The following is a 13,431-nucleotide window of genomic DNA, read 5'->3' as shown; positions in this document are numbered from 1 at the left end:
AGGAGATGATATGGAAACTATTGCGACTTACTGGAACAATATTTTAAATCAGCTGCCCCAGCAACAGGAAGAACAGTGGCTTGCCCGGAAAATAGAAGGGATGAAAGCGAGAGGAAGCCATGTGAACCAGGCTACTTTTTACATTATTCCTTATCATCGAATTACATATGAAGCCATTGAGGAAAGGCGTTACCTGTTAGCGATTCGTCTCTATGTCAAAGGAAAATCTCAATCTTATGTAGAAGAAGGCATTTACAACTGCAGCAGTCGTGTTGCGAATAACGAACTGATTGAAAACATAACAGTGACAGAATCTGCTTCAGGGGAGAATAGTTTGGAGCCGCTTTTATTTCATGAAGAAAGTGAAAGGGAACCGCTTCGTTTTAAATATAACCGCAGGGAAGCTGTTCGTTACGCTGAACAATGGTGGGATACGTATAACCCGGCCTATATGAACTTTGAAAATAATTGTACGAACTATATCTCACAGTGTTTAAAAGCTGGAGGGGCTCCCGTCTGGGGACATCCGCACAGAGGTAAAGGCTGGTGGTACGGTGGGAAGACTTGGAGCTACAGCTGGAGCGTAGCCAATGCTATGCGCTGGTATTTAAGCGGAGCGAGGAAAGGACTAATGGCAAGTGAGGTCCAATCGGCAAAAGAATTATCTCCGGGTGATATCATTTGCTATGACTTTGAAGGGGATGGGCGTTATGATCATACAACGATTGTCGTCAGTAAAGACAGCGAGGGAGAACCATTCGTGAACGCTCACACTACAAACAGCCGTCAGCGATACTGGAACTATGAAGATTCAACCGCCTATACACCTAACATAAAGTATAAATTTTTTAAAATCGGTGGTTGATAAGTATGGTATAATAGTCAAGTTGACTATTAGTAATTGAGGTGACGGTCATGGCAAACCATATTGTCCTTTATCAACCTGAAATTCCTGCCAATACCGGGAATATTGCTCGTACATGTTTAGCAACAAATTCGGAGCTCCATCTCATTCGTCCTCTTGGATTCTCTACGGATGATAAAATGTTGAGACGTGCAGGACTGGATTACTGGCATGATGTAACCATTCATTATCATGATTCCATCGATGAACTGTATGAAAAGTATCCAGATGGAGAATTCTTTTACATTGAAAACTTTGGAACGAAATCGTATGTGGATTTTGATTTCAGCAGTACGGAAGCATCCTGGTTCTTTGTGTTTGGAAGAGAAACAGATGGTATTCCAAAACAACTGCTGGAAGGACTGGAAGACAGATGCCTGCGTATTCCGATGACGGATAAGGTAAGGTCCTTAAATCTATCGAATACAGCATCCATCATTATCTACGATGTTCTTAAACAGCAGGGCTACCCTCATATGATCAAATAAAAAATCGCATCTCTTATACCGAGGTGCGATTTTGCTTTTTTTAATTTTTTCTAGGTCGTCCTGCTTTCGTATTATAACCAGCAGAGAAAATGGAAACTAAGTATGTCAAGCATACAAAAATGATTAACGTTAATTTCATGGAATTTCAGCCTCCTTTATGTAATCCATACAGACAAGCATTGCTGGTTGTTATTATACCGCATTTGGAAGGTAATGTGAATGTTTGTTAGCGCTTTTTTAAAACTTGCGCATGTACGAGTTTTTCGCCCAAACCCTCCCGAAGGTCCACACATATGTTGAAATGTAGGTGAATACCCCATGTCTGATTAACGGAGGGAACCAAAGTGCTACCTGATCATTATCAATACGGTCCTTATCCTGGTTTCGATGAAGAAATGCGCAGTGCAGATCCGTATCTCTATGATGGAGAAGATCGGTTCTTAGGATTTTTCGGAGGCCCATTTGTCGGTGGACTTCTCGGTGGTTTTATTGGAAGCTCAATTCCGCCTCTTTTATATGGAGCAGGAGGGTTTGGCGGATATCCCGCGCCTTTTTATGGTCCGCCCGGATTTCCCCCATATGGATATTACTGGTAAGAAGAAAAGACCGCATCATGCGGTCTTTTTCCGTATATGGATTATGGTATAATAATCCTATCTTACATATTTATTCAAAATTATAAAAAAAGATTGGGGATAAAGGAGCGTTGGTATATGAGGCAAATGGCGCTTTTCATAATTCTATTACTCACTGTTTTTCTAGCCGCCTGCGGCAGCAGTGCAGCCGAGGCAGAGCCTATTAAAATCACGATTCAGCAGCAAAGTGAAGCAAAGATTGATGATGAAAAAAAGCCAGAGCTTATTACAAATAAGAAAATTGAGGGAGAGATTCCGGAGCATCAAATTATCGATGTGAAGCAATCTTTAATGCTGATGGAAAAAGAGCCGTCTGATGAAGAGGAACTCATGCAGGAAGATCTGCCTGAAGAAGTCATACGGACTGAGCACCAAAATGAAGGGCCGCCTACCGTCAGTCAGTCGGACAAGGGAAATACATACGAGTCGCCAGTTTCGATACCTTCACCGAGCACGAACGCCCATACGACAAGAAATACTGAAACCTCAAGTTCACCTGCAGCTAAAAGTCCGCCTGTTCAAGAGAAAATAGACACGCCAGTAGAAAAACCACAAAAACCTTCCGTTAAACCTCCGGCAGAGCCTGATCAAGAAAAAGAAGAGGAAGAACGAGAAGAGGATAAACAACCGGAAATCAATGAGGAGATTGAAGAAGAGGCCCTTGAGGAAATGGACGGTGAACCAGAAGGTCATGAACCAGAACGAGAAAAAAATGAGGAGCCGGACGTTACAGATGCTGAGGAAAATTAAAATCTCTATATTTTTTGCTGCCTTTTGATATATTCAAATGAAAAAGCCGCCTTCCTCGGCGGCTTTTTTCTAGTATTAAAATGTAACGTTATCCAGCTTTTCGCCTTGTGACTCATATCCTTGCATGTATTTTATACGACGCTGGGCAGAAGTGGTGTTTACCTGCTCATCCGCATGGTAGGAAGAACGTACCATTGGGCCTGCTTCACAGTGCTTGAAGCCTTTTTCCATGGCGATTTTTTTAAGTTCTTCGAATTCATCGGGATGATAATAGCGCTCTACGTTTAAATGCTTTTTCGTAGGCTGCAGGTACTGTCCGATTGTCATAATATCTACGTTATGAGCCAGAAGGTCATCCATTGCCTGGATGATCTCTTCTTTTGTTTCTCCAAGACCCACCATAATGCTTGACTTTGTCGGAGTGTTGGGACGAATTTCTTTGACCCGGCGCAGCAGTTCTAAAGATCGATCATACATAGCGCGTGCACGGACTTTTTTCGTTAAGCGTCTGACAGTCTCGATGTTATGGTTGAAAATATCAGGTTCTCCGCCCATTAGTGTATGAAGGCTTTCGTAATCACCCTTCATATCAGAAGGAAGAATTTCTACGGTACATCCAGGTACGCGGCGGCGGATAGCTTTTACCGTTTCTCCAAAAACAGCAGCTCCTCCATCCTTTAAATCGTCACGGGCTACAGCTGTAACGACCACATGTTTAAGGCCCATAATTTCTACGGACTCAGCCACACGCTCCGGCTCGCCCCAGTCAAGTTCGTTCGGAAGCCCTGTTTTAACCGCGCAGAATCGGCATCCGCGTGTACAAGTATCTCCAAGAATCATAAAGGTCGCTGTTTTTCTTTCACTCCAGCACTCATGGATGTTGGGACAGCGTGCTTCCTCGCATACTGTATTCAGTTTCTTCTCACGCATTAATTTCTTCAATCCTGTGTAGGATTTATTCGTATTAATTTTAATTTTAAGCCAGTCCGGTTTTCTTATGTACTCATCTTTTTTAGTCAATTCGCTCACTCCTTATATTTATCTTGAAAGGTTCCACTCATCAGTCGCATATTTATTTTTTGCCAAATCTTCTACTTTTGACCACTGCTCTTCTGTTAATTGGAAGGGCTCTAATTCTAGATCGAGTCCTTTTTCAAATCCTTTTTTAAAAGCCGCCTTCGTGTCATTAAAGCTGACAGGAGTATCTAAAATATGGTTAATGGAAACAGCCTTATCACCAAAGGCTTCCCTTGCCCGCTGTTTTATTTTTTCATTTTTATAAATAAACATATCAAAAAGCTTGTCTTCGTCAACATTGATAGGGATGGAGCCGTGCTGAAGGATGACTCCTTTTTTTCGCGTTTGCGCACTTCCCGCTGCTTTTTTTCCATCAACAATTAACTCATACCAGGAAGGTTCCTCAAAACAGACGGCTGAACCGGATGTTCCTAATTTTTCTTCAGGGATGGCAAAGTCAGCCGGGATCTTCAGTTCTTTGAACCCTTCAAGAAGTCCTTTAGAGAGGACAAGGTAAGCTTCTTTGACAGAAGGAGGCATGTCAGGGTGAGACTCGGAAATGATGACACTGTAAGTTAATTCATCATCATGAAGAACTGCTCTTCCTCCTGTCTGTCTGCGCACAAGCTGATATCCATAATGATTTACTGCTTCTAAGTCAATTTTACCTTTAACTTTTTGAAAATATCCAACGGAAAGTCCAGCTGGCTGCCATCCGTAAAAACGCAGGACAGGCGGAATCTTTCCTTCACTATGCCAATTCATAAGAGCTTCATCCAGAGCCATGTTCAAAGCTGGTGTTAAATGCCCTGAATCGACAAAGTACCATCTTTCCATTAATTAGACCTTCTTTCCATTTATAATCCTTTATCGAATTAAAATTCAAGACAATTCTAACAAGGGATGTATACCCTGTCAAAGCGGGTCAGGAACATTTTTCGGTGATTAATCCAAAAATTGCGTCTTTTTGCGTGGTACCGCAAGGGTGAGTGGAGTTAAAATGTACCAAATCTTTTTAGAGTCTTTTTCAATCCAGCTGCCTGGTACGCACGAAAGATATAGAATGATTTGGATTCTGTCCGCATAGGATTTATTAAACTTGCGAATTACGACGGGGAGGTCGTTGAGTGGATATTATTAGAAGAATTCAAGACTACCGGGTACAAGAAGAGGAACTGAAGTGGGAAGGAACATTTAGGGATTATTTAGACCTGTTAAAAGAAAAGCCTTACCTAGCACAGTCTGCTCACTCTCGTGTTTATAGTATGATCACAGAAGCTGGGGTAAAAGAAGGTCCTCATCATAAGAAATATGCCTTTTTTGATGACGATATTTATGGATTAGATGAAGCCATGGAACGCTTAGTCGAAGAGTATTTTCATCCAGCTGCCCGACGCTTAGACGTAAGAAAAAGAATTCTGCTCCTCATGGGACCTGTCAGCGGCGGTAAATCGACGTTAGTCAACCTGTTGAAGAGAGGGCTGGAGAAATATTCACTGACTGATAAAGGAGCCGTCTTTGCCATTAAAGGGTGTCCAATGCATGAAGACCCGCTGCACTTAATACCTCATCATCTTCGTGAGGAATTTATGGAAGATTCCGGTATTCGTATCGAAGGAAGCTTATCACCGCTGAATACGATGAGGCTGGAGCAGGAGTATGGCGGACGTATTGAAGATGTATTGGTAGAACGAGTGTTTTTCTCAGAAGATAAACGGACAGGTATTGGAACATTCAGTCCATCCGATCCTAAGTCTCAAGATATAGCAGACTTAACGGGGTCTATTGACTTCTCAACTATTGCTCAGTTCGGATCGGAATCTGATCCAAGAGCATATCGTTTTGATGGGGAACTGAATAAAGCTAACCGAGGGATTATGGAATTTCAGGAGATCTTAAAATGTGACGAGAAGTTCCTCTGGCATTTATTGAGTTTAACACAGGAAGGAAACTTTAAAGCTGGACGTTTCGCCTTAATTTCAGCCGATGAATTGATTATTGCCCATACAAACGAAGCGGAATACCGCTCTTTTATTGCAAACAAGAAAAATGAGGCATTGCACTCCCGGATGATAGTCATGCCTATTCCATACAACTTAAAAGTGACAGAAGAAGAAAAAATCTACGAAAAGATGATTCGGGAAAGTGACATCCGCGATGTGCACATCGCCCCGCATACATTAAGAATAGCCGCTATGTTTACGATATTAACCCGTTTAAAGGAGTCGAAGAAGGCGTCTATCGATATTCTGAAGAAAATGTATTTGTATGATGGGCAAGAAGTCGAAGGTTTCAGTGATGTAGATGTAGAGGAACTCCGCAAAGAGTTCTCGGATGAGGGAATGAGTGGTATCGACCCTCGTTATGTGATTAACCGAATTTCTTCGACTATTATTAAAAAAGAATTGAGTTCGATTAATGCTTTAGATGTTCTGCGTTCATTAAAAGACGGACTTGACAGTCATGCTTCCATTTCCAAAGAAGATAAGGAAAGCTACCTGGAGTTCATTTCTGTCGCGAGGAAGCAGTATGATGACCTGGCGAAGAAGGAAGTTCAAAAAGCATTTGTGTATTCATATGAAGAGTCTGCCCGTACGTTGATGGATAACTATTTGGATAACGTAGAGGCCTACTGTAATAAGGCGAAGCTTCGCGACCCATTAACAGGGGAAGAGATGAACCCGGATGAGCGTCTCATGCGTTCAATTGAAGAACAGATCGGCGTTTCGGAGAATGCGAAAAAGGCCTTCCGTGAAGAAATTTTAATTAGGATTTCGGCCTATGCCCGTAAAGGTAAGAAATTCGACTATCAGTCCCACGAGCGTCTTAGAGAAGCAATCCAGAAGAAACTGTTTGCTGATCTAAAAGATATCGTCAAAATTACTACCTCTACGAAGACGCCGGATGAACAGCAGCTTAAGAAAATTAATGAAGTTGTCGCAACGCTTGTGGATGAGCATGGCTACAATTCTACTTCCGCCAATGAGCTCTTGAAATATGTCGGAAGCCTGTTAAATCGATAATGAAAAATGAGAAGTGCAGAGCCCCCAGGGCTCGCACTTCTTTTATTGAAAAGACAGAAGGAAGTGGCTGCCCAATGACTCATAACCTTTCTTTAGATTCTCCAGAGTATTACATTAACAGAGAACTGAGCTGGCTGGCTTTTAACGAAAGAGTTTTGGAAGAAGCAAGTGATGTAAGGAACCCACTGCTGGAGAGGCTGAAGTATCTAGCGATTTTTTCTTCAAATCTTGATGAATTCTTTATGGTCCGTGTAGCTGGTCTGAAGGATCAAATAAAGGCAGGATATAATAAACCTGAAAATAAAGCCGGCTTCACCCCTAAACAGCAGATAAGATTCATAGCTGAGAAAACTCACTACCTGGTAAACAAGCAGTATCAGGAGTACCAGGATATGCTGCCTCTATTAAATGAAGAAAATATATCTATCCTTTCTCTCTCACAGTTGTCCAAAAACCAGCTGCATCAGCTGGAAGGATATTTTTTACATGAAATCTTTCCTGTATTAACCCCATTAGCAGTTGATGTTCACCGACCTTTTCCCAGCCTTTTAAGCCGGACGATTAACCTGGCGATTAGGTTGCGGGGGGAGGCGGAAAAAATAGCCATTGTTCAAGTGCCCTCTGTCCTTCCGCGTTTTGTTCAAATCAACCATACTAATCAATACGTACTATTAGAAGAAGTGGTCAGTCAATTTTCAGAGAAACTTTTTAGAGGACATTCGATAGAATCCATTACGGATTTTCGCATTACCAGGAATGCGGATATGACCATTCATGAGGAAGGGGCAAGAGATCTATTAAGAGAAATTGAAAAAGAATTAAAGAAACGAAAGTGGGGGGCTGCTGTACGATTAGAAGTCCGCGAGGGTTTTTGTGATGAGAAGATGGTTCAATTTCTGTTAAGAAAGCTGGAAATTTTTGAAGAGGACGTATACAGAATAAAGGGGCCGCTTGACCTTGCGTTTCTCTATAAGTTTTATGAAAAGAGTGTACCTTTGAAAGAGGAGCTTGCCTATATTCCGTTAATTCCCCAGCCTGCACAGGATATTGGTGAAGATGAAAAAATTTTTGATGCTATACTAAAACGTGATGTATTTCTTCATCATCCCTATGAATCTTTTGATCCTCTTATAGAATTGATGACAGAAGCAGCAATGGATCCTGATGTACTCGCAATTAAACAGACACTCTACAGGGTGAGCGGGGATTCTCCCATCATAAACGCTTTGAAACTAGCAGCTGAAAACGGAAAGCAAGTGACAGTATTAGTGGAGTTAAAAGCACGTTTTGATGAAGAAAACAATTTGCAGTGGGCAAGGAAGCTTGAGAAGGCGGGATGTCATGTAATTTATGGCATGACACGTTTAAAGACACATAGCAAAATAACCTTAATTGTAAGAAAAAAAGAAAATCATATTGATCGTTTCGTCCATCTGGGAACAGGAAATTATAATGATCAGACAGCAAAACTTTACACTGACATGGGACTGATGACCACACGAAGTGAATTCGGGGAGGATGCAACTAATTTCTTTAACTATTTGAGCGGCTATACGGAACAGCCAGATTTTCATTTTTTATCGATGGCTCCTGAAGGTTTAAAATTTGATCTTCTTCAAAAAATTAAGGAAGAGATGGCGTTTCATAAAAAGTCTGCTAATGGAATGATCATTGCGAAGATGAATTCCCTTACAGATAAGGATCTGATTAAAAAATTTTATGAAGCTTCTCAGGCAGGGGTAAGCATAAAGCTGATTGTTCGGGGGATATGCTGCTTAAGGCCCGGCATACCAGGAATTAGTGAAAACATAAAAGTAATCAGCATAGTTGGAAGATTTCTTGAGCACAGCAGGGTATATTATTTTTTTCATAATGGTGAAGAAAAACTGTATTTGTCTTCAGCCGATTTAATGACAAGAAATATGGTGAAACGGGTAGAACTGTGCTTTCCCATCCTTGATTCTAAGATTAAACGACGCGTGACAGACGTTTTGCTGCTTATGCTGGCGGATAATACGAAAGCCAGAGTATTGACCGAAAAGGGAGTCTATACACAGATTGAAAAGTCAGAGTGTGAGGAAGGAATAGATTGTCAGATGAAGCTGTTCGAACTGGCATATCAGGTACTTGAGGATGAAGAATAAGTATTTTTAGAAAAATACAAAAGACGTACCAATAGGTACGTCTTTCTTGTTATAATTAAATAGAACTAGAGCTTAAAAGAAAAAAAGGGATAAATGTTGAATTACGGAGCGTAACAGCCCTATAATAGATAGTGTGTTTGCAAACGTTTACGTTCCAGCATTAGACAAACAACTACTTGGAGGTATTTCACGTGGCTAATCAAGGTGCCAACGAAAGATTTTGGGAAGAGTTTCACGGCCCTAACATGGGTTACATTGAAGAACAGTATGAGTTATATGAAAAAGATCCAGAGTCCGTCGATGCTACTTTAAAAGAAGTGTTCGACCAGCATGGAGCCCCTGAATGGATGAGTACGTCTGTTTCAGCTCCCGTAAATGGAGAAGCCCAAGCGGCTTCAGCAGCCGATATAGTGAAAGTGACCTCAGCATCGAAACTTGTTGAGGCTATTCGTCGTCATGGCCATCTGGATGCGAAAATTTATGCAGTCGGAAGCAATGAAAGAGGTCCTACAAATATGCTGGAAATCTCCAGATACGGCTTAACAGAAAGCGATCTGGAATCAATCCCTGCCGAATGGGTATGGGAAAATAAACAACATAATTTTAAAAATGCTCTTCAGGTCGTCCGCTATTTAAAAGAAACGTATGCAGGGACGATCTCATTTGAATATGATCACGTAAGCCATGAAAATGAAAGACAATGGCTTCAAAATAGAATTGATAATGCTGAGTTTCAGGTTGAATTAAGCAATGAACAAAAAAAGGATTTACTTAAAAGACTTGTAAAGGTAGAAGGGTTTGAAAACTTCTTAGCCAGAACCTTTGTCGGTCAAAAGCGTTTCTCTATTGAAGGACTAGATGTAATGGTTCCGATGCTTGATCAGATTGTGCAGGAAGCATCATCTGACCACATCGGCCACATTATGATGGGGATGGCTCACAGAGGCAGGCTGAACGTGCTAGCCCACGTGTTAGGCAAACCTTATGACCGGATTTTTTCTGAGTTCCACCATGCTCCGGATAAAGAGCTCGTTCCATCTGAAGGCTCTACAGGTATTAACTACGGATGGACAGGTGATGTGAAATATCACTTTGGTGCCCGTCGTGAAATCGGGAATGGAGAAGCACATTCTACAAAGATTACCTTAAGTCATAATCCATCACACCTTGAGTTTGTAAACCCTGTTGTGCAAGGTTTTACAAGAGCGGCTCAGGATGATCGTTCAGAAACAGGATATTCGAAACTTGATGAAGAAAAAGCATTTGGCATCTTAATACATGGGGATGCTGCGTTTATTGGTGAAGGCGTTGTTGCGGAATCTTTAAATATGAAAGATCTTCCAGGCTATCGTACGGGAGGAATTATTCACCTGATTGCCAATAACTTAGTCGGTTTTACGACAAATCGCAAAGATGGACGTTCTACTCGTTATGCAAGTGACTTGGCAAAAGGCTATGAGATTCCAATTGTGCACGTAAATGCGGATGATCCCATTGCCTGTTTATCAGCGATCTCACTAGCTTACCAATACAGGAAGAAATTCAAGAAAGATTTTGTCATCGACCTGGTTGGTTACCGCCGCTACGGCCATAACGAAATGGACGAGCCGCGTGCGACCCAGCCAAAGCTTTATAAAGAAATAGATGCTCATGACACAGCTCCTTACGTTTTTGAAAAGCAGCTGCTTGAACAAAACGTAATAAAAGAAGGCGATCTTAAGAAAATTTTTGAAGAAGTAGAGTCTGATTTCCGCGAGATTTATAACAATATGAATGAAAATGAAGCAACAGAAGCTGAAGTTAAAGAACGTCCTGGTGCAGTCGAGCGGCCGCTGGATGAAATCGTGACAGCTATTGATTTAGGTCGTTTGAAAAAGCTGAACGAGGAATTATTAAAACGTCCTGAAAGCTTTAATGGTTTTAAAAAGCTTGAAAAAATTCTTAAGAAACGCAGTAATATGCTTGATGACGGCAACAAAGTCGACTGGGCAACAGCAGAAGCTTTAGCTTTTGCCTCTATTATCGAAGACGGCAAACCAATCCGTATTACCGGTCAGGATACAGAACGCGGAACTTTCGCTCATCGTCACCTAGTCCTCCATGATGTGGATACAGGCGAGACGTATTGTCCTTTACATGGAATAGAACAAGCTAACGCTTCCTTTGACATTTATAACAGCCCGCTTTCTGAATCCGGGGTTCTTGGTTTTGAATACGGGTACAGTGTGCAGGCACCGGAAGCTTTAGTGATCTGGGAAGCCCAGTTTGGTGATTTTGCGAATGCTGGACAGGTTATCTTTGATCAGTTCGTAGCTGCGGGCCGTGCTAAATGGGGCGAGAAGTCAAATATGGTATTTTTGCTTCCACACGGTTATGAAGGACAAGGACCAGAGCACTCCAGTGCACGTCTGGAGAGGTTCCTCCAGCTTGCTGCTGAAAACAACTGGACAGTAGCAAACGTTACGTCAGCTGCTCAGTACTTCCACCTATTAAGGCGTCAGGCAGCAATCAGCAATGAAGAGGAAGCAAGACCTCTTGTATTAATGACACCTAAGAGCCTGTTAAGAAATCAAAGAGTGGCTGCTCCAGGCGAGCATTTCAGTCAATTAAACTTCCAGCCGATCGTAAGACAGCCTGGATTGACGAAAAAAACGAAAAAAGAACGTGAGAAAGTTACCTCACTGTTATTGGGATCCGGAAAGATTATGGTTGAACTTGAAGATGCGGTTGAAAAAGCGGAAGACCAATCATTTGAAAAGATTGATGCCGTTCGCATTGAACAAATCTATCCATTCCCTACACAGAACCTTAAAGATATTCTAAGTGAGTATCCGAACCTTGAAGAACTTGTCTGGATACAGGAAGAACCTCAAAATATGGGAAGCTGGTATTTTGTAGAGGGGATTCTTCACAAAATGTTAGAAAAAGGGCAAATTCACCGTTACGTCGGCAGACCGCATCGCGCTTCTCCTTCAGTTGGTGAACCAAATATCCACAAAACAGAGCAGAGACGAATCATTAATGAAGCGCTACAGTTGTCTAAAGGAGGAAATGAATAATGAAGGAAATTAAGGTCCCTGAATTAGCTGAATCCATTACAGAAGGTACGATAGCCGAATGGCTCGTTAAAAAAGGTGATCAAGTAGAAAAAGGAGACCCTATCCTTGAACTTGAAACTGATAAAGTAAACGTAGAAGTAAATGCGGATGCAAGCGGTGTGCTGGCAGAAATCATAAAAGAAGCTGGGGACGATGTAGAAGTTGGGGACGTTATCGCTAAAGTAGATGAAAACGGTCAAGCTGGCGGAGCTTCTGAAGAAGAAGAGAGTCAGGAAGAGGAAAGTCAAGAAGAAGAAAAAGTAAAAGAGAAATCAGCTGAAAAAGCGGAAGAAAAGCAGACAGATAAAAAAGAAGAGAAAGAAGAGAAAAGTTCTTCTTCTCAAAAAGAAAGCAAAGGAGAGGTCATCGCTACACCGGCAGCCCGTAAACGTGCCCGTGAACTTGGTATCGACCTAAGCGACATTTCTGCTAAAGATCCTTTAGGCCGTATTCGTCCAGAAGATGTAGAATCTGCAGCTAAAGGAAGTCAGAAAGAGGAGAAGAAAGAAGCTCCTAAACAAGAGAAAAAAGAAAGCAAGCAGGAAAAAGTGGAGTTTGATAAGCCGGTTGAGCGCATTAAAATGTCCCGCCGCCGTCAAACCATTGCGAAGCGCTTAGTTGAAGCACAGCAAAGTTCTGCGATGCTGACTACTTTTAACGAAGTAGATATGACAAATGTAATGAAGCTTCGAAGCGAGCGTAAGGAATCGTTCCAGAAGAAACATGATGTGAAGCTTGGCTTTATGTCTTTCTTTACAAAAGCAGCAGTAGGCGCATTGAAAGAATTCCCATTAATCAATGCTGAAATTCAAGGCAATGAAATCATTCAGAAAAAATTCTATGATATCGGAATGGCTGTTTCTACCGATGAAGGCCTTGTAGTGCCTGTTGTACGTGATGCAGACCGCCTGGACTTTGCCGGAATTGAAAAAGGAATTATGGATGTTGCTCAAAAAGCAAGAAATAAAGAGCTATCCTTAGATGACCTGCAAGGCGGATCATTTACGATTACAAATGGCGGTATTTTTGGATCTATGTTGTCTACACCGATCTTGAATTCTCCACAAGTTGGTATTCTGGGACTTCATAACATTGAAAAACGTGCGAAAGTTATGCCGGACGATACGATTCAGGCTCGTCCAATGATGTATATTGCTCTGTCTTACGACCACAGAATTGTTGACGGAAAAGAAGCTGTCCAATTCCTTCGTCGTATTAAAGAAATGATTGAAGATCCTTATGATCTCCTATTAGAAGGTTAATTGATGAGCCCTTGCTAATTTATTAGCAGGGGTTTTTGTTTTGGTCGGATTTTTATTTCAGTTTGAAATGGGGCCAGTTTCCATTTAAGCAGGAGCCGGTGTGCTAGCTC

At 41.7% G+C, this 13,431-nt stretch carries 10 protein-coding genes; 8 read left to right on the top strand and 2 right to left on the bottom strand.

Annotated elements, in window-relative coordinates:
- The first annotated feature begins 10 nt into the window (after window positions 1-10).
- The 4 genes from B7E06_RS15220 to B7E06_RS15205 all read left to right on the top strand — a co-directional run bounded on the left by B7E06_RS15220 (window position 11) and on the right by B7E06_RS15205 (window position 2,777).
- Complete coding sequence (locus tag B7E06_RS15220) at window positions 11-865, top strand: amidase domain-containing protein (RefSeq protein WP_245807750.1); 855 nt, start codon at window positions 11-13, stop codon at window positions 863-865.
- A 50-nt stretch (window positions 866-915) separates the two neighbouring features.
- Complete coding sequence (gene trmL / locus B7E06_RS15215; RefSeq protein WP_082234808.1) at window positions 916-1,392, top strand: tRNA (uridine(34)/cytosine(34)/5-carboxymethylaminomethyluridine(34)-2'-O)-methyltransferase TrmL; 477 nt, start codon at window positions 916-918, stop codon at window positions 1,390-1,392.
- A gap of 344 nt (window positions 1,393-1,736) precedes the next feature.
- Window positions 1,737-1,988 carry a hypothetical protein gene (locus B7E06_RS15210; RefSeq protein ID WP_245807749.1) on the top strand — a complete coding sequence of 84 codons (252 nt, stop codon included), beginning with the start codon at window positions 1,737-1,739 and terminating at the stop codon, window positions 1,986-1,988.
- A 117-nt stretch (window positions 1,989-2,105) separates the two neighbouring features.
- Window positions 2,106-2,777, top strand: a complete 672-nt coding sequence (locus tag B7E06_RS15205) for a hypothetical protein (protein WP_082234807.1) — start codon at window positions 2,106-2,108, stop codon at window positions 2,775-2,777.
- A 75-nt stretch (window positions 2,778-2,852) separates the two neighbouring features.
- On the opposite strand, the gene lipA is transcribed toward B7E06_RS15205, so the two are convergent.
- Together lipA and B7E06_RS15195 are read right to left on the bottom strand one after the other, a co-directional pair.
- Window positions 2,853-3,797, bottom strand: a complete 945-nt coding sequence (gene lipA, locus B7E06_RS15200) for a lipoyl synthase (RefSeq protein ID WP_082234806.1) — start codon at window positions 3,795-3,797, stop codon at window positions 2,853-2,855.
- Between the two features lie 18 nt (window positions 3,798-3,815).
- Entirely contained in the window at window positions 3,816-4,631 is an 816-nt protein-coding gene (locus B7E06_RS15195) for a lipoate--protein ligase family protein (protein WP_082234805.1), read from the bottom strand.
- 290 nt (window positions 4,632-4,921) lie between these two features.
- On the opposite strand from B7E06_RS15195, the gene B7E06_RS15190 reads away from it, so the two are divergent.
- The 4 genes from B7E06_RS15190 to odhB all read left to right on the top strand — a co-directional run bounded on the left by B7E06_RS15190 (window position 4,922) and on the right by odhB (window position 13,321).
- Window positions 4,922-6,817, top strand: a complete 1,896-nt coding sequence (locus B7E06_RS15190; RefSeq protein WP_082234804.1) for a PrkA family serine protein kinase — start codon at window positions 4,922-4,924, stop codon at window positions 6,815-6,817.
- Between the two features lie 74 nt (window positions 6,818-6,891).
- On the top strand, window positions 6,892-8,961 hold the full coding sequence (locus tag B7E06_RS15185) for an RNA degradosome polyphosphate kinase (protein WP_082234803.1): 2,070 nt from the start codon (window positions 6,892-6,894) through the stop codon (window positions 8,959-8,961).
- A 245-nt stretch (window positions 8,962-9,206) separates the two neighbouring features.
- Window positions 9,207-12,020: a 2-oxoglutarate dehydrogenase E1 component gene (locus B7E06_RS15180; protein WP_245807817.1), complete on the top strand. Its 2,814-nt coding sequence runs from the start codon at window positions 9,207-9,209 to the stop codon at window positions 12,018-12,020.
- A complete protein-coding gene (odhB, locus tag B7E06_RS15175) occupies window positions 12,020-13,321 on the top strand; it encodes a 2-oxoglutarate dehydrogenase complex dihydrolipoyllysine-residue succinyltransferase (RefSeq protein WP_082234801.1) in 1,302 nt (433 codons plus the stop codon). The genes B7E06_RS15180 and odhB overlap by 1 nt, the downstream gene beginning before the upstream one ends.
- Window positions 13,322-13,431 lie beyond the last annotated feature (110 nt).

The organism is Halobacillus massiliensis, assembly GCF_900166625.1.
In the GTDB taxonomy this organism is placed as follows: Bacteria; Bacillota; Bacilli; order Bacillales; family Halobacillaceae; genus Halobacillus_A; species Halobacillus_A massiliensis.
Note: the sequence above shows the minus strand (reverse complement) of the source record. Positions and strands in the feature narration are given on the sequence as shown.

Excerpts from the sequence above, each read along its gene's own strand:
- trmL (WP_082234808.1), top strand. The coding sequence starts at position 916 with ATGGCAAACCATATTGTCCTTTATCAACCTGAAATTCCTGCCAATACC.
- B7E06_RS15205 (WP_082234807.1), top strand. The coding sequence starts at position 2,106 with ATGAGGCAAATGGCGCTTTTCATAATTCTATTACTCACTGTTTTTCTA.
- odhB (WP_082234801.1), top strand. The coding sequence starts at position 12,020 with ATGAAGGAAATTAAGGTCCCTGAATTAGCTGAATCCATTACAGAAGGT.
- B7E06_RS15220 (WP_245807750.1), top strand. The coding sequence starts at position 11 with ATGGAAACTATTGCGACTTACTGGAACAATATTTTAAATCAGCTGCCC.
- B7E06_RS15185 (WP_082234803.1), top strand. The coding sequence starts at position 6,892 with ATGACTCATAACCTTTCTTTAGATTCTCCAGAGTATTACATTAACAGA.
- B7E06_RS15195 (WP_082234805.1), bottom strand. The coding sequence starts at position 4,631 with ATGGAAAGATGGTACTTTGTCGATTCAGGGCATTTAACACCAGCTTTG.
- B7E06_RS15180 (WP_245807817.1), top strand. The coding sequence starts at position 9,207 with ATGGGTTACATTGAAGAACAGTATGAGTTATATGAAAAAGATCCAGAG.